The organism is Faecalibacterium sp. An77 (assembly GCF_002161315.1).
Taxonomy (GTDB): domain Bacteria; phylum Bacillota; class Clostridia; order Oscillospirales; family Ruminococcaceae; genus Faecalibacterium.
Genome location: NZ_NFHK01000013.1, coordinates 1 through 16,372, shown reverse-complemented (window position 1 = coordinate 16,372; position 16,372 = coordinate 1). Strand labels below are relative to the sequence as shown.

Annotated in this window: 13 protein-coding genes; all 13 read right to left on the bottom strand. The window is 54.4% G+C overall.

The genetic code is table 11. The annotated features are described in order from the left end of the window. Positions 1-41 precede the first annotated feature (41 nt). Positions 42-758: a GHKL domain-containing protein gene (locus B5G28_RS06315; protein ID WP_087246988.1), complete on the bottom strand. Its 717-nt coding sequence runs from the start codon at positions 756-758 to the stop codon at positions 42-44. A 2-nt stretch (positions 759-760) separates the two neighbouring features. Beyond that, positions 761-1,456, bottom strand: a complete 696-nt coding sequence (locus B5G28_RS06310; protein WP_087246986.1) for a LytTR family DNA-binding domain-containing protein — start codon at positions 1,454-1,456, stop codon at positions 761-763. A 180-nt stretch (positions 1,457-1,636) separates the two neighbouring features. Beyond that, complete coding sequence (locus tag B5G28_RS06305; RefSeq protein ID WP_087246984.1) at positions 1,637-2,368, bottom strand: GNAT family N-acetyltransferase; 732 nt, start codon at positions 2,366-2,368, stop codon at positions 1,637-1,639. 3 nt (positions 2,369-2,371) lie between these two features. Further along, on the bottom strand, positions 2,372-3,103 hold the full coding sequence (locus tag B5G28_RS06300) for a response regulator transcription factor (protein ID WP_087246982.1): 732 nt from the start codon (positions 3,101-3,103) through the stop codon (positions 2,372-2,374). Continuing rightward, positions 3,096-5,741: a sensor histidine kinase KdpD gene (locus B5G28_RS06295; protein ID WP_087246980.1), complete on the bottom strand. Its 2,646-nt coding sequence runs from the start codon at positions 5,739-5,741 to the stop codon at positions 3,096-3,098. The genes B5G28_RS06300 and B5G28_RS06295 overlap by 8 nt, the downstream gene beginning before the upstream one ends. 320 nt (positions 5,742-6,061) lie before the next feature. Beyond that, positions 6,062-6,256, bottom strand: a complete 195-nt coding sequence (locus tag B5G28_RS06290) for a hypothetical protein (RefSeq protein WP_087246978.1) — start codon at positions 6,254-6,256, stop codon at positions 6,062-6,064. 185 nt (positions 6,257-6,441) lie between these two features. Then, a complete protein-coding gene (gene kdpC, locus B5G28_RS06285; RefSeq protein WP_087246976.1) occupies positions 6,442-7,101 on the bottom strand; it encodes a potassium-transporting ATPase subunit KdpC in 660 nt (219 codons plus the stop codon). 14 nt (positions 7,102-7,115) lie between these two features. Beyond that, positions 7,116-9,167 (bottom strand): potassium-transporting ATPase subunit KdpB, encoded by a 2,052-nt coding sequence (kdpB, locus tag B5G28_RS06280; RefSeq protein ID WP_087246974.1) that lies wholly within the window; start codon positions 9,165-9,167, stop codon positions 7,116-7,118. A gap of 16 nt (positions 9,168-9,183) precedes the next feature. Next, complete coding sequence (locus B5G28_RS06275) at positions 9,184-10,944, bottom strand: potassium-transporting ATPase subunit KdpA (RefSeq protein WP_087246972.1); 1,761 nt, start codon at positions 10,942-10,944, stop codon at positions 9,184-9,186. 225 nt (positions 10,945-11,169) lie between these two features. Then, positions 11,170-11,304 (bottom strand): hypothetical protein, encoded by a 135-nt coding sequence (locus B5G28_RS15135; protein ID WP_255396773.1) that lies wholly within the window; start codon positions 11,302-11,304, stop codon positions 11,170-11,172. A gap of 213 nt (positions 11,305-11,517) precedes the next feature. After that, positions 11,518-13,488 carry a DUF4118 domain-containing protein gene (locus B5G28_RS06265; protein ID WP_242967487.1) on the bottom strand — a complete coding sequence of 657 codons (1,971 nt, stop codon included), beginning with the start codon at positions 13,486-13,488 and terminating at the stop codon, positions 11,518-11,520. A gap of 466 nt (positions 13,489-13,954) precedes the next feature. After that, positions 13,955-15,658, bottom strand: a complete 1,704-nt coding sequence (locus B5G28_RS06260) for a recombinase family protein (protein ID WP_087246966.1) — start codon at positions 15,656-15,658, stop codon at positions 13,955-13,957. A gap of 267 nt (positions 15,659-15,925) precedes the next feature. Then, the gene (locus tag B5G28_RS14655) at positions 15,926-16,087 is read right to left on the bottom strand and encodes a hypothetical protein (protein WP_158099592.1); all 162 of its coding nucleotides are present in this window, start codon (positions 16,085-16,087) and stop codon (positions 15,926-15,928) included. Positions 16,088-16,372: the final 285 nt, after the last annotated feature.

The window sequence follows — 16,372 nt, the reverse complement described above, 5'->3', positions numbered from 1 at the left end:
ACCTCACGCCCAAAGTATAACAAAAGACCCGCCGAAGCGGGTCACTTGGGGGACGAACTGTCGTTTTTGGGGGACGAATTGCAATCCAGCGGCAGCAGGATCTCGGTGGAGAAGGCGCCGTCCTCGCTGTTGCGGCTCAGATATCCGCCCATCCGCTCCACAACGGCATCCATCCGCACCAGCCCGAAGCCATGGCCGGCTTCCTGTTTGGTGGTGGCAAAGAGGCCGCCCAGCTTCTTCTGCTTTTTCCCGGCGGTGAAATTGGTAAAGGAGATGTAGAGCTGATTGCCCTTGGTGTCCATATACACCCGGATCAGCCGCTGTTCCGGGGGCAGGGGGAGACTGGCCTCGATGGCGTTGTCAAACAGATTGCCCAGAATGACGCACAGGTCGATTTCCGAGATAGGCAGGGCATAGGGAATGTGGGCGTCAGCGTGCACCTGGATGTCCTTGGACTTGGCCAGAGAGATTTTGCTGTTCAGGATGGCGTCCGCCATGGCGTTGCCGGTCTTGATGACGGTATCCACCGTGTTCAGGTCGGTGTCCAGCAGGTCCAGGTAGTTTTTAATGGCCTCCCAGTCCCCGGCGGCCGCATAGGCCTTCATGGTCTGGATGTGGTTGCGGTAGTCATGCCGCCAGCCCCGCATCTGATGGTACATATTGTTGACCTCGGCGTAATGGGTCTCTAACAGTTCCCGCTGATAGGCTTCCACCTGGCGGTTCATCCGCCTCTGAAAGAATTTGGACAGGAAAGACATACTCAGCACCTCTCAATGATGGCGCGGTTGATCTTGTCGTAGTAGCCGCGGGGCAGGGGAATGCGTGCGCCGTCCTGCAAAATGGCTTCCTGCCGCGTCACCCGCTGCACAAAGTGGAGATTGACGATATAGGAGCGCCCCAGTTGAAAGAACCGCTCATCCAGCTCCTCAGCCAGCTTGGCCAGAGTGCTTTTGAGGGTGTAGTCCTGCCCGGCGTGGATGGTGACATAATTTTGCTGCACCTCAAGATAGCGGATATCCCGCAGAGCCACCCGGACCATTTCGCCCTCCAGTTTCAGGAACAGGGCACGCTCCTCCACCTGCAGCCGCTGGGCGGCCCGGTCCAGAACGTCCATTAGCTTTTCTTCCCGGACCGGTTTCATTAAGTAGTGGAGGGCCGATACCTCATACCCTTCGGCGATGTAGTCGGAATAGCCGGTGATAAAGACGATCTGAACCGGGTCTTTGGCCTGGCGCAGCCGCTTGGCCAGGGAAACTCCGTCCATTTCGCCCATTTCCACATCCAGAAGCAGGACGTCGTACTGCTTGTCCTCCGCATAGTGAAACAAAAAGTTCTCGGCGGAGGAGAAGGTCTGCGTCTGGATTTCTGCGCCGCGGGCCGCAGCCCAGCGCTGCACCATGGCGAGAATCAACTGGATATCTTCCGGCGTATCGTCACAAAGCGCAATGTGATACATGAAACCATTCCTTTCTTTGAGTAAAGCGGCCGTGTTTTATTGTAACAGCTTTGCAGCCCCGGTGCAAGAGAAAGCGCCGCCGGCAGCCCGGAAAACGGGATGTTTATGAGCTATTCTTTCGCTGAATCAAACAAAAAAGCCTGACCTCTTTGCAGAGGTCAGGCGGTTTGAATGGCGTTTTCAGTCCAGCTTGAGGGTACTGAAATCGGTGCAGAGGTATTCGTAGACGGTGTCGGTGATCTGGAACCCCATCCGGGCATACATGTCTTTGGGGGTGTCCTCCGGGTCGGCGTGGAGGTAGAGGACATTGCCCTCCCGGCGGGCGGTTTCGGCAAGGTATTTGATCAATGTGGTGGCGATGTACCGATGACGATAGTCTTCATCCACCACCAGGCTGTCCATGCAGGTGTATCCGCCGGCGGAATAGGTATAGCAGGAGCCCACCAGCTTGCCGCCCAGATAGGCCCCATGGTAGGTCAGCTTTTCCCGGAGACGCCGGTTGTTCCGCACAGTGAAATCCTCCCCGTACAGGGGACCGTAATATTTCAGCTCGTGCTGTTCCAGCTGGGCAAAGTCCGGCGCCTGGATGGTGATGTCGGGATTGACCTTCCAGGAAGAAAAAACCGCATCCCCGGGCAGAACCATGGTCAGGGTTTCTTCCTGCTCCATTCCAAAGGCGTATTCCAGAGGCTCATAGCCCTCCAGCTTGATGAAGGAATCCCCGCGGGCCTTTTGATAGGCCAGGGCTCTTTGGAATTCTTCCAGAGAGGGCTGGCCGGAATAAATAAAGGAATTGTGGTCGTATTTGTCCCGCAGTTGGTTGTCCTCGTGCTTGATGAGATGTTCGGAAAACACCGTAGGGACAGAAAATAAAAGCGAAAATGCGCTGTCTGTATTTCTCGTTTGAATCATGGTTTAGTTTTCTCCATTGTCGTTTTTTTCGCAGGGCTCGACTTTCGTCATGCGGTATCCGACGCCAATGTGCGTCTGGATGTATTGGGGGGAGCCCGGCTCTTTTTCCAGTTTTTTCCGCAGGGTGGCCATAAATACACGAAGCGAAGCCACATCGTTGTCCCAGCTTCTTCCCCAGATCTGCTGTGTGATATAGGTATGGGTCAGGACTTTCCCTACATTTTTGCACAGCAGACAGAGCAGCTTGTATTCGCTGGGGGTCAAGTGAAGCTCCTGCCCATCCAGAAAGGCGCAGCCCGCCGCATAATCCACCTTGAGCTTGCCGTTGGTAAAGACGGACTCGGTATTGGCGGACCCAACCTGCAGGGCAGCCAGCCGCCGCTGGGTTACCCGCAGCCTTGCGAGCAGTTCTTCCACAGAAAAGGGCTTGGTCAGATAATCATCCGCGCCGGCGTCCAGAGCCTCGATTTTGTCGGTGTCCTCGCTCCGGGCGCTGATGACAATGATGGGCACATTGGACCAGGAACGCACTTTGTGAATCACTTCCACGCCGTCCATATCCGGCAGGCCCAGGTCCAGCAGAATGATTTCGGGGTTATGGGAGGAGGCCTCCAGAACCGCGGACTCTCCGTTTGCCGCAGTCAAAAAACGGTACTCGTGGGCTTTTAAGGTCGTAGTTATCAGGTTGCGGACCGGCGTGTCGTCCTCAACCACCAGAATCAAAGGTTTATTCATGCAGTTCTACCTCCCCGGCTGGCACAGAAAATGTAAAGACGGACCCATGGGGCAGGTGATCGGCCACGGTGATTTCTCCTCCATGTGCGTTGACGATGGATTTGCACAGTGCCAGGCCCAGTCCCATGCTGCGGCGGCTGTCCGCAATTTGATTGGATACCGTATAAAACATGTCGAAGATATGCGGCTTGGCCTGGTCGGGAATGCCCGGCCCGTTGTCCGCAACCGAAATGTAAATAAAACTCCCTTTGCGCTCCCATCCAATGTCGATGTCAGATCCCGCCGGCGTGTACTTGATGGCGTTATCGATGATGTTGATGAGGACCTGAACAATCAGCTTGGCATCGATTTGCGCCAAAAGGTATTCATCGCTATTTTGCACATGCAGGTGATACTCTGCACTTTTCCGGTTGATGTGGCGCAGCGCTTCCGCGACGACTTCGTCCATCAGTTCGGTGGATACATGCAGATTCATCCGCCCTTCTTCCAGCCGGCTGACAGATAGCAGATTTTCCACCAGATTGATGAGCCACATGGCGTCGTCGTAAATGTCGGTGTACATCTGCTTTTTGGTCTTGGCGTCAAACAGATCCCCGTTGGAGAGCAGGTTGCTGGCGTTTCCGGAGATCGAAGTAAGCGGGGTGCGCAGGTCATGCGAAATGGACCGAAGCAAATTGGCGCGGAGCTGTTCGTTTTTGGCCAGAACCGCAGCCGCTTCTTTTTCCTCCAGGTTCTTTTGGTTTTCAAGGGCCAGCGCACATTCGCCCAGGACCGAGAGGAGAACACTGGTCTCAAAGGAATCCAGCGGTTTATCCGAGGCGGCAATGCCCACCACCCCATAGACCCGATCTCCTTTTCGAACCGACAGATAGGTGCAGCGGGAATCGGAAAGGGTTTCGGTTCCCGCGCCGGCCCTTTTGTTGTTGGTCACCACCCATTGCGCCACCTCGCGTTCCTTTTCCGAGGTGTAATAATCGGACGAAGCAGTGTCATCCACAAGGAAGATGTCCGGCGCTGTAAGGTTCTCTTCTTTGATGCGGTATACAATGATGTCGCGTTGGAAGATCTTTAGCAGCTGTTTTGCTGTGACCGAGAGAATTTCCTCCTGCGTCCGGGCCTTCTGGAGATTCTGATTGGTTTCAAAGAGGAGCTTTGTGCGCCATGCAACCTGGGCCGACCGCTTGGCGTGGGATTTCAGCTTGGAGGCCAGTGAGCCGGTGAGCAGGGAAGCCAGGAACATCACAAGAAAGGTGACCGGGTAACCGCTGTCATAGGCGTGCAGGGAAAACCTGGGGGCGGTGAAAAAGAAATTGAAGGTGAGCACGCTGAAAATGGATGCAAAAAAGCTGCAGATGGAGCTCTTTGTGGACACGGAAACCAGCATGATGCCCAAAATATAAAGGGTGATGATATTGGCGTCGGTGAAGCCCAGATGATAGAACAAAAAGCCGATGAGGGTGGCCAAAACCAGGATCAGTCCGCTTTTGAGCAGGTCCAGAAGGGACAAGGGCGGCAGATGCATGATTTCCCGATGCCGGGTGGCGAACAGATGGTTCATTCCGTTGTCGGGAATAATGTGGATATCCAGCTCCGGCGTAAGCTCAATCAGCCGGTCGGTTAGAGATGCCTTGCGGAACAGGGGGCGGGAAGGGAAGCCGCTGCGGCCCAGCACAATTTTCGTGACCCCTGACAAGTGGGAAAATTCGGAGATTTGATAGGCCACATCGTCGCCGTATACGGTCTCAACGGATGCGCCCAGCTGCTGCGCCAGATGTATGTTGGCGCGCAGGCGCTCTTTGTCCGGCGGTGACATCCACTGAAAGTCCTTTGTTTCCACAAACAGCGCGGTAAACTCACATTTGAAAGCGCAGGTCATCCGCGCGGCGGTGCGGATGATTTTCTCGTTGGACGGAGCAGAGGAGAGGCACACCAGAATATGTTCGTGGGAACGATATCCCGTCCCGTTTTGCCCCGCCTGGGTGTACAGAGCGGCCCGGTCTGCGCAGCGGCGCAGGCCAATTTCCCGAAGCGCGCTCAACTGGGAGAGGGAATAGCCGGAAAGCAGCTGGACTTTTTTGTGCTCCAGCAGGCGCTGCTGGAGCCTTTCCGGGTCCATGTCGATGAATTCCACCCGTGATGCCCGGTCAAATACGTGGTCGGGGATGCGTTCGGAGATGGAAGAGCCCAGAATGGAGACAACGGTGTCCTGGATGCTTTCAATGTGCTGCACGTCCAGCGTCGTATAGACATCGATGCCCGCAATCAGCAGTTCCTCGATATCCTGGTAGCGCTTCCGGTGGCGGGATTCGCCCCGGTTGGTGTGGGACAGGTCATCGATCAGGATCAGCTGCGGCAGCCTTTGGATGCAGGCGTCCAGATCGATTTCGGATTCTGTGCGCCCGTCCTGGGTGACGGTCTTGCAGCGCACCGCCTCAAAACCTTCGGTCTCTGCTTGAACAGACGGCCATGCATCGCAGGACAGCAGGCCGATCACCACGTCCCGCCCTTCCTGCTTTGCTGTTCTGGCGGCTTCCAGCATGGCGTGGGTTTTTCCGGTGCCGGAAAAATAGCTGGCAAAAATGGTGAGTTTGCCGGGTGCTTTGACTGTGACTCGATCGGATAATGTGGGGGCATCCATGGTCCCGCCCTCCTTTCGCTCCGGTGTATTATAACACACTTTCAAGCGGATTGCCTAAAGAGTTGGCGAATTCATTTCGATTTCAATGCATGAAACAGATGTTCTGCCGGACGACCTGCGTTCTGTTCGCCGGATTTCGGCCGCGTCTTCCTACCTTCTTTATAGCCTCATTATCCATATCGCATCTAAAGGGGGCGTTAATCTGTTAAGACAGACATTAAGATGGCATTAAGACCGGGAACTACCGCTGGGCTTCGGCTGCTTGGGGATGGGCTGCCTGGGAGTACCCCAATTCCGGCCTGAATGCTTTCTTGAGTCAATCACATCCAGCCGAACAGAAACGCTAGGGACAGGGCAGCAGCGGTGGTGCATACACCAACCGCGGCCATTGTGAAAAGGGGCAGTCCAATATAAATCAGGAACAGCTTAAACCCCTGGTGACGGAGCAGGAAATTTTCAATCCGGGCGTCCATCCGGCTTTCACAACAAGAGATGCGTTTTATACGTGTGAACATATCAATCTCCTCCTTACGGCTCTATCATAGCGCACAGGGACTAAAACTGGAGAAAAGATTGCCGGGATGGGATTAAAACCAAATAAAAGGCCGCCGGCCCGCCTGATGTACAGGAGAGCCGGTGACCTTTTTGGATCACAGGATATGGTTTGTGCGCTATGCCGGAAAGTCCGCAGGGGAGGGAATTACGCAAGGCCCATTGCTTTGGCAATGTCCAGATTTACGCCGAGGACGTTGACGGTTTCTTCGCCAAAAATACCCAGTAGCTTTCCCTCTGTATTGTCCTCCACAATCTGCTCCAGTTCCTCCTCGCTCAGGCCGGAAGCGGCCGCCAGAGCAGGAATCTGAATGCGGGCCGCCGCGGGCGTGATATGGGGGTCCAGACCGGAGCCGGAAGCGGTCATCAGGTCGGCGGGAATGTCCTCCCGTTTCACGTCCGGGTTGGCCTCCAGGAAGGCCTCGATGTCAGCCTCGACCCGTTCCGTCAATGCGGGATTGGAGGGCGCGTAGTTGTTGGAACCGGAACCGATCCCGGCGAACGGGGTGCCGTCACTGTAGTACCGGTTGCCCTGTTCATCCTGGTAGTAGGTGTTGTAGTGGTAAGCGGAAGGGCGTCCTTTCATGAAATAGGGCTTGGTGAACTCCTGGCCCACATGGGCGGACCCCACCGCCTGGCCGTAGGAATAGACCAGACTGCCGTTGGCCTGGCTGGGAAAGAGGACCGCAGAAATCCCGCTGAGCAGGACCGGAAACACAAAGCCGCAGAGCAGCAGCAAGATCAATGTCACCACCAGAGACTGGCGCAGACTATGAAAAAATGCGTTCTTATGGGTTGCTTCGTTCATAGTAAGGAACCTCCTCAGATGCCCAGTGTGGTCAGGACAGGGGCAATCATGGTGTCGATGATTTTGATGCCGATAAAGGGGGGGACCACACCGCCCAGACCGTAGATCATCATGTTCCGGGCCAGCATTTTGCCGGAAGACATGGGGCGGTATTTGACGCCCTTCATGGCCAGAGGAATCAGGCAGGGAATGATGAGCGCATTGAAAATCAGGGCCGACAGGATGGCGCTGTTCTGGGTGCTCAGGTGCATGATGTTCAGGACGCCCAGCTGGGGAATGGCCGCCATAAACATGGCGGGAATGATCGCAAAATACTTTGCAATGTCGTTTGCAATGGAGAAGGTGGTGAGGGAACCGCGGGTGATGAGCAGCTGCTTGCCGATCTCCACCACTTCCAGAATCTTGGTGGGGTCAGAGTCCAGATCCACCATGTTGGCGGCTTCCTTGGCCGCAGTGGTGCCGGAGTTCATGGCCAGGCCCACGTTGGCCTGGGCAAGGGCGGGGGCGTCGTTGGTGCCGTCGCCGGTCATGGCAACGATCTTTCCCTCGGCCTGCTCTTTTTTGATGACGCGGATCTTGTCCTCGGGCTTGCACTCGGCAATAAACCCGTCCACACCGGCTTCCTTTGCGATGGTGGCTGCGGTCAGGGGATTGTCGCCGGTGCACATGATGGTTTTGATGCCGATGGCACGCAGACGCTCAAAGCGCTCCGCCATGCCGGGTTTTACGGTGTCTTTCAGGTAAATAACGCCCAGAATCTGGTTGTTCTGGCACACGACCAGGGGCGTGCCGCCCAGAGAAGAAACCTTTTCTACATGGGTGTGCAGGTCGGCAGGGACGGTTCCGCCCTGTGCCGTGACATACTGCTCGATGGCGTCCGAAGCACCCTTGCGGACCCGGGTACCGTCGGGCAGATCCACGCCGCTCATGCGGGTCTGGGCGGTGAACTCCACAAAGGAGGAACCGGGGATCTCCTGACTGTCATCTCCCAGACGGCGAGCCAGCTCCAGCGTGGATTTTCCCTCGGGGGTCTCATCGTGAAGACTGGTCAGAGCCGCACAGCGAATCAGATCGCTGCGGCTCGCCCCCTCCACGGGGAAGAAGTCGGCAGCCAGACGGTTGCCAAAGGTGATGGTGCCGGTTTTGTCCAGAATCATGGTGTCCACGTCGCCGCAGGCTTCAACGGCCTTGCCGGACATGGCGATCACATTGAACCGGGTGACGCGGTCCATGCCGGCGATGCCGATGGCGGACAGCAGGCCGCCGATGGTGGTGGGTATCAGACAAACCATCAGGGCGATCAGGGTGGACAGCGGCAGCTGAACCCCGCAATACATGCCGATGGGGTACAGGGTGACAATGACAATCAGGAAGATGATGGTCAGGGAGACCAGAAGGGTGCTCAGGGCGATTTCATTGGGAGTCTTTTTCCGGGAAGCGCCTTCCACCAGGGCAATCATGCGGTCCAGAAAGCTGTTGCCGGGATCGGAGGTGATCCGGATTTTCAGCCAGTCGGACACCACCGTGGTGCCGCCGGTCACCGAGCAGAAGTCGCCGCCGCTCTCACGAACGACGGGGGCGGATTCGCCGGTGATGGCTGACTCATCCACCGAGGCAATGCCCTCGACGACCTCGCCGTCGCCGGGAATCACCTCTCCGGCCGATACCATCACGATGTCGCCTTTTTTCAGCTCGCTGGAGGAAACAAGGGTCTCGCTGCCGTCCGGATGCAGCAGGTGGGCCTGGGTGTCCTTCTGGGTCTTTTTCAGGCTGGCGGCCTGGGCTTTGCCCCGGCCCTCCGCTACAGATTCTGCAAAGTTGGCGAACAGTACCGTAATCAGCAGAATGATGGAAACAATCAAGTTGTAAGTACGCAGGCCGGTGTCGCCTTCGCCGAACAGCCCCGGCATGATTGTCAGCAGCAGTGTAATGAAGAAGCCGGTTTCCACGACGAACATAACCGGGTTCTTAATCATATACCGGGGGTCCAGCTTTTTTACCGAGCCGATGAACGCCTGTTTGAGGATTTCACCGGTCAGCAGCTTTTTGTTTTGTTTCTTGCTCATATTACGAATATCCTCCTTAGCCCCAGAGGGTCAAATGCTCGGCAATGGGGCCCAGAGCCAGCGCCGGGAAGAAGGTTAACGCGGCAAAGATATACACCACGAACACAAGAATCACTGCAAAGCTCGCCGTGCTGGTTTGCAGTGTGCCGGCAGACTCGTTGATATAGTTTTTCTTCATCAGGGAGCCGGCGATGGCCAGTTGAATCACAATGGGCAGATACCGCCCCAGGAACATGACGATGCCGGTGGTCATGTTCCAGAAGTAGGAGTTGTCCGCCAGCCCTTCAAAACCGGAGCCGTTGTTCGCCGCAGAGGAGGCGTATTCATACAGCACCTGGCTCAGGCCGTGGAAACCGGGATTGGTAACGCCGGCCTGCCCGGCGGATGTCGTCACCGCCAGGGCAGTAAAGGACAGGATCAGCAGGGGATGGATGATGATGGCCAGTGCCGTCAGCTTCATTTCGCGTCCCTCGATCTTCTTGCCCAGATATTCGGGGGTGCGGCCCACCATCAGCCCGCAAATGAACACCGCCAGGATGGCGTACAGAATCATATTCATGAGGCCCACGCCCTTGCCGCCAAAGACACAGTTGAGCATCATGTGCAGCATGGGCACCATGCCGCCCAGCGGCGTCAGGGTGTCGTGCATGTTGTTGACGGTGCCTGTGGTGAAGGAGGTGGTTACGGTGGTGAACAGAGCGGATTGAGCGATGCCGAAGCGGACTTCCTTGCCCTCCATGCTGCCTGCGGACTGGCTGAGGCCGATCTGTGCCAGAGCCGGATTGCCCTGCAGCTCGGCCCAGTAGCAAAGACTCAGGCCAACAAGGAACAAGATACCCATGGCCAAAAAGATGCTGCGGCCTTCTTTGCCAAACAGCCGGGCGGTGATGCTCTCCGGATGGGTCGGCAGCATGTTTTCCTGGGCCGGGGTCTTCTGATGCTGGAGACGTCCGTCGCCCACCATCTTGCCAAAGGTAATGACGCAGGCGCCGGGCAGCAGCATCATAGAATACAGCTCGATCAGGTTGGACAGGATGGTGGGGTTCTCCATGGGGGTGGCGGAGTTGGCGCCAAAGAAGCCGCCGCCGTTGGTGCCCAGGTGCTTGATGATTTCAAGCGCCGCCACCGGCCCCATTCCCAGAACCTGATATGTGCCCTCCAGAGTCTGTACCACGACATTTTCCGAGAAGTTCTGCGGTACGCCCTGCCATACCAGCAGAAGCCCGCCCACCAGGGAGAAAGGCAGCAGCACGCGGGTGGTGATGCGAACCATATCGGCAAAGAAGTTGCCTACGTGATCCTTGGTCTTGCCGGCCAGGCCGCGGATGAATGCGACACAGGCGGCGTAGCCGCTGGCTGCAGAGACGAACATCATAAAGATGATGACCAGCATCTGGGAAAGGTAGCTCAGGCTGCTTTCGCCGGAGTAGTGCTGCAGGTTGGTGTTGGTCATAAAACTGATGATGGTGTTAAAGGCCAGATCCGACTTCATGCCTTGCATCCCGTTGGGATTCAGAAGGGGGATGCTCTGGATGCGGAGAATCACATAGCCAATGGTCATCATCACCGCGTTGGTGCCCAGCAGGGCCAGGGCGTACTGCTTCCAGTTCATGCCCTTTTGAGGGTCCACGCCGCCCAGTTTGTAAATGGCCCCGTCGACCCGATCCATGACGGGGTCGGCGAAGGTGTGTTTTCCTGCGGCGATATGATAGAGATACCGCCCCACTGGAATAACAAGGATCAAATAAATGATCAATGTCAGGACCAGCTGTACCATACAAAAACCTCCTATACGGTGTCCTGGATCTTAAAACCGATCCGGATGCGCCAGGGCGTATACCAGATACCCGCCCAGCAGCAGAACAATTATTCCAAGCAAAATCATGGGGATCAACTCCTGTGCTTTCTTATTCTTCCGATTCGACCTGCCGCTGGCACCAGCTCGCCAGCAGCTTGACAACGCCAAAGCCGGCCAGAATGATTCCGATCATCAAGCAATCCATCATCTCCGGTGCTCCTTTCGCTGATAGAAACTGTGCCATGTTGCATACGCCATTTTTCCGACAAAGATCGTCAGCGCAAACATTCCGGTGGTGAAGCCAATCATAGCTATACGAAGCAGCATATAGTCTGCCATAAGCTCGTTCTCCTTTCAAAATGGGTGAATCCGCAAGACATACAACATTTGTCTTGCGTCCATAGAATACCGCAATTTGTAGTAAGGAGGGATTAAGGAAGAAACCGCGGCATTAACGGGAGATTAAGATTTCTTCATCCCTTCCGGCGGGGGGCGGACCCGCTTCCTGTGAAACAGCCGGGGCGGAAATGCCGTCTTGCAGTCACTTTTTGGTCAGGGCACGGCTTTGCCGCGCTCTTCCTGCAGGCGAATGCGTTCCTGGCTTAGGCCGCACTCGTTTAAAATGGCAATCATAAGATTCTTTTCAAAGGCGTCGGGGATGGAGTAACCTGCAACGGGGACAGCCACAATTCCCATGACGCCCTGCGTCCCTCTGACCGAGAGAAAAAGCCATTTGGAGTCCGGCAGGGTGCTGGTGGTGGCGCCGGCGTACTTGTTGTTCTTTTGTACCCATTTGGCCACGCCCATTTCTTCGGTGCCCAGTTCGGCCAAGACGTCCTGCGCATCGGACGGCTCCACCCGGAAAGCCAAATCCCGCTCGGGCTGGCTTAAGGCATAGAGGATGGGACGGTCAAAAAGCCGGTTCAGCTGTTCGGCAGTCAGACGAAGACAATCCCATTCGGTGCGCCCTTTTTGCAGCTTTTGGCTGCTTTCCAGGAGCAGCTCGGTGTAATAGCTCTTTTGCGCGGCCATGCGGGCCTGTGCTTTGACCCGGCTGGCCAGAGAGCTGGCAATGATGCTGGAGGAAAGCATAATCAGGAAGGTGACCGGATAATTGGGATCGTTGGCGCGGAAGGTAAAACGAGGCTCTGTAAAGAGAAAATTGAAGGCGGCAACACTTAAAAGGGAACCCATTGCCCCATAAAAGTGACCGTTTGTCGATACTGCTGTGATCAGGACGCCCAAAATGTATACAGTGATGATGTTGGATTCACTGAAACCGGCATGGTAGAATGCAAACCCGGCCAGTGAGGAAAGCACCAGGGCCGCCAGTGTAATGCAGGCGTCTTTCCATGTGAAGTGTGATTTGGGAATACGGAGCTTTCCGAGGGGCTTTTTGTAGAGCGGCTGGTGATCCGGAATAATGTAAATGTCCAAATCTGTCAGTTCAATCAGCCGGTCCGCCAGACTCTTTTTCCCGGTTACAGGGTTTTGCTTGTGGTTCATTCGGCCCATCACAATTTTGGTCACGCCGCTGACGCGGGCATATTCCGCAATTTGTACGGCCGGGTCGATTCCATAGACGGTGGAGATCTGTGCACCAAGCTGTTCCGCCAGATGCAGATTGCTGCGCAGGCGTTTTAAGTTGTCGCCGGACAATTCGTTTGTCTCGGGTGTCTGGACAAACAGCGCAGTGAATCCGCTGTGGAAGGCTTCCGCCATGCGTGCAGCGGTTCGGATTACTTTCGCATTGGATGGCGAAGAAGAGAGGCAGATCAAAATGTGCTCTCCGGCTTTGGCGCTCTTTTCCTTGCCTTCCTGCACGGCGGTCCGGTTTAGCTGGTCCGCCGTGCGCCGCATGGCAATTTCACGCAGGGCAGCCAGATTTTCCGATGTGAAAAAGTTTTGGAGCGCCTGTTTTGCCTGGCGCTCCCGGTACACTTTTCCGGCTTGGAGGCGCTTCATCAGCTCATCCGGCTCAATGTCCACCAGTTCGACCTGATTGGCCCGGTCAAAAACACGATCCGGGATTCGCTCATGGACCGCAATGCCTGTGATGGAGGACACCAGGTCGTTCAGCGACTCCAAATGCTGTACGTTGACCGTGGTGTAGACATTGATTCCGGCCTGGAGCAGTTCTTCTACATCCTGATACCGCTTTGTGTGCCGGCATCCCTGGGCGTTGTTGTGGGCCAATTCGTCCACCAGAATAAGCTGGGGCCTCCGTTGGAGCGCCCGGTCCAGATCAAATTCTTTCAGCTTGATTCCGCGGTAATCGATCTCCCTGCAAGGCAAAATTTCCAGCCCATTCAGGAGGGCCAGCGTGTCTGGCCTGGCATGCTGTTCTACATAGCCTACCACCACATCGAGCCCCTCTTTTTGAGCCTGGTGGGCTGCCTGCAGCATGGCGTAGGTCTTGCCGACACCCGCCGCATATCCAAAAAAGATTTTCAGCTTTCCGGTGGGAAGGGGGCTTTTCTTATCCGGGCGGAAATCTGACATCGTTTGAGGTGTATTCTCCATATTCATCTTCTCCTGCAATATCGGTCTGTGAGATTCATAGAGAGCCACTGATATCGTATCATGCAAAACGCTATCAAAGAATAAAAGAGTTTCGATGCGTGTTAAGATAAAATTAAGATCCAAATCAATATCCCCGGCGGGTGCAGGGGACATGATTTGGATCCTATGCAGGCAACAAAATTTTCTTGTGACATGAGGTGATAGAAGAAGATGGGGAACACCGAACACTTTTGAGGATGAATTCATTTTGGGAGCAGCCTGGTGAGGCTGACAGTTCCAGTACAAGGCTTTCTATTGGATGCAAATTTTAAAAGGAAGTGACTATACACCCAATCCGCCAATAAGAAACGCCGAACATACTCCGTTAGGATGTATGTCCGGCGCCTTGCCTGAGGGGGCGAAGTTATTTGAAAAGATTTTAGCATTTTCAGGATGGGCTTTTCCTTGGTTGGGACAAGCCTGCAAATTACATATAGACTGTTTTTGGGGTAAATGAACCTTTGGAAAGTTGTATTACCGTCTCGTGCGTCGATTTTCCGTCCCAATCCAACATATCCACTTCCTGATCGTTAAAGAAGACTGGAATTCGGAAATCAATGCGTTTCAAGATCCGGCCGTCCGCCTGCTGCTCTGGGAAAATTTCGACGCGTTTGATAAAGCTCTTCATGAACTCTTTTCTCTCAGCATCTGTAAATTCATCGTAGAGCTGATCGAAACAGACGAGATACTGGTAGATGTTATCGCGGCGGATTTTTTGGCTTCGGACGTTTAGGATTCTGGCCTGGAGTTCATTGATGGATTTTTCTATGGCTGACATCTCATCGTAAAGGCGATCCTGACGGTCCTGGAGATCCTGGCTCTTGCGCTCATAGTGGGGATCGTCAAAATTCAAGTGGTCAATCTGATCTCCAATATGATTCTTGGCACCGTTCAGCTGCCGGAGCTTTTTACGGAGCGCATCCAGCTGCTGCTCCAACTCCCGGGTATCAATGGACTGACCGATTTTGTTCTGGATGGCATTTGAGAATTTGGGGTTGTGAATCAGATTCTGGATTACGGTCACCACTGCATCGTTGATGAAATCTTGACTCCATTGCTTGCTGTAGGTGCACGAATGACCATCGACTTCTTTGCGGTGCTTGCACTGGTAATAGAAATAGTCCCGATACGACTTCCCGTCCGGACCGCGCTTTCGGTTGACGTTGCCATACATTCCAGCGCCGCAGATCGGGCAGCAGAGAAGCCCGGAAAGAATGTGTTCATGCTCCAGGCTGTAGGTCTTTTCTTTCTTGCCGCCATTGTTTGCCCGTTTCTGTTTTGCCAGGTGCCAATCGGCTTCTGAAACGATGGGTTCGTGGATACCATCGTAGAGCATATATTTTTCCTGCTTCACAATATGGTATTGGTTCCGTGTGCCCTGGCGCTTTTCGTTGTGTCGGCGTCCGTAAGCCAATTTGCCGCAGTAGATCGGGTTCTCCAGGACACCTCTTACAAAGACGGCAGAGAAGCTATCCAGCGTGTTGTTCTGGCGCTTTTTCTTTTTGTAACCATGGGAATTCAGCCAGATGGCGATTTTGGATACGCCCATCGTGGTGTGAACGTATTTGTCATAAATGATGCGGATTACTTCGGCCTCATCTTCGGCGATTGAGAGCTCGCCGTTTTCCAGCTTGTACCCATAGGGTGCAAAACCGCCGTTCCAGCGTCCCTCGCGGGCTTTCTGCTTGCGACCCTCCATGGTCTGCACGAGAATGTTCTCACGCTCGATCTCGGCGACCGCCGATAAAACGGAAATCATCAATTTACCGCTGTCTTTGGAGCTGTCGATTCCATCTTCCACGCAGATCAGGTTGACGCCGCAATCCTGCATCTTTTGCAGATAGGTAAGAACGTCTGCGGCGTTGCGGCCAAAACGGGACAGTTTGAAAACAAGAACAAAGGAAACCTGGTCTTTGAGCGATTCAATGTCTTGGATCATTTTCAGAAACTCCGGGCGGCCTTCGACACTCTTGCCGGATTTGCCCTCATCTGAATATTCGCCGACAACGACCATGTCCTGGAACTCAGCATACCTCCTGAGTTTCTCTTTTTGGGCATCCAGGCTGTATCCATCCACCTGCATGGCTGTGGAGACTCTGGTGTAGATATAACATTTGGGGTGAGTTTTCATGATAGTACCTCTCGCAATCGTAGTGGTGAATCTGAATAGGGGAGGAGTGACGTGTTATTTCTAGTGGGAATGATTTGAATTTGGGATAAATTTTAGAGATTCATAGTTTCAAAAGCGAAAATTACAGTCAAAATAACTGTCCCAACTTCATTTTACTATAATCCCAACTGTGCCGTCAATAGCAAAACCGAGATTTTTGCCGAACAGACGATAAAAATAAAGATGTGGGAGGCCACTGGGATGAATAGGTGACCTCCCACATACATTTTAGGCGGCTATTTGATTTGCCTCACCATCAGCAGGAGCCATCTTATTAGGATACTCATGTTCAGGTTCATCAGGGAACTTGACCCGGTCGCCGTATTTTTCAATCATACGGGCGAGGAAGTCCATGCACTGATCGAAATACATTTCTTGTTCTCTATTCATAACAGTTATCTTCCTCCCCGCTTCTTTGATAAGGTGTCCAGGTCTCGGTTGACGTAGGAATCTATAACTTCCGGCGGAATTCGCTCCAATACGGCGAGGGCCTCCTCATACTCCCGCTGGAGCTTGGTATCGTTCAACTTTTTCAGAACGCTCTCGTGAGTCGCTTCCTGAACTGCTCCAGTAAAAGTAGACAGTGAAAAAAGAAGGCCTCCTGTGGTAGAATAAAACTACTACAGGAGGTCTTTGCTATGCCCAGAAAATACAGCCACATTCAGGAACACGAGA

Coding starts and splice junctions, on each gene's coding strand:
- B5G28_RS06315 (WP_087246988.1), bottom strand. CDS start 758: ATGTCTTTCCTGTCCAAATTCTTTCAGAGGCGGATGAACCGCCAGGTG.
- B5G28_RS06310 (WP_087246986.1), bottom strand. CDS start 1,456: ATGTATCACATTGCGCTTTGTGACGATACGCCGGAAGATATCCAGTTG.
- B5G28_RS06305 (WP_087246984.1), bottom strand. CDS start 2,368: ATGATTCAAACGAGAAATACAGACAGCGCATTTTCGCTTTTATTTTCT.
- B5G28_RS06300 (WP_087246982.1), bottom strand. CDS start 3,103: ATGAATAAACCTTTGATTCTGGTGGTTGAGGACGACACGCCGGTCCGC.
- B5G28_RS06295 (WP_087246980.1), bottom strand. CDS start 5,741: ATGGATGCCCCCACATTATCCGATCGAGTCACAGTCAAAGCACCCGGC.
- B5G28_RS06290 (WP_087246978.1), bottom strand. CDS start 6,256: ATGTTCACACGTATAAAACGCATCTCTTGTTGTGAAAGCCGGATGGAC.
- kdpC (WP_087246976.1), bottom strand. CDS start 7,101: ATGAACGAAGCAACCCATAAGAACGCATTTTTTCATAGTCTGCGCCAG.
- kdpB (WP_087246974.1), bottom strand. CDS start 9,167: ATGAGCAAGAAACAAAACAAAAAGCTGCTGACCGGTGAAATCCTCAAA.
- B5G28_RS06275 (WP_087246972.1), bottom strand. CDS start 10,944: ATGGTACAGCTGGTCCTGACATTGATCATTTATTTGATCCTTGTTATT.
- B5G28_RS15135 (WP_255396773.1), bottom strand. CDS start 11,304: ATGGCAGACTATATGCTGCTTCGTATAGCTATGATTGGCTTCACCACC.
- B5G28_RS06265 (WP_242967487.1), bottom strand. CDS start 13,488: ATGGAGAATACACCTCAAACGATGTCAGATTTCCGCCCGGATAAGAAA.
- B5G28_RS06260 (WP_087246966.1), bottom strand. CDS start 15,658: ATGAAAACTCACCCCAAATGTTATATCTACACCAGAGTCTCCACAGCC.
- B5G28_RS14655 (WP_158099592.1), bottom strand. CDS start 16,087: ATGAATAGAGAACAAGAAATGTATTTCGATCAGTGCATGGACTTCCTC.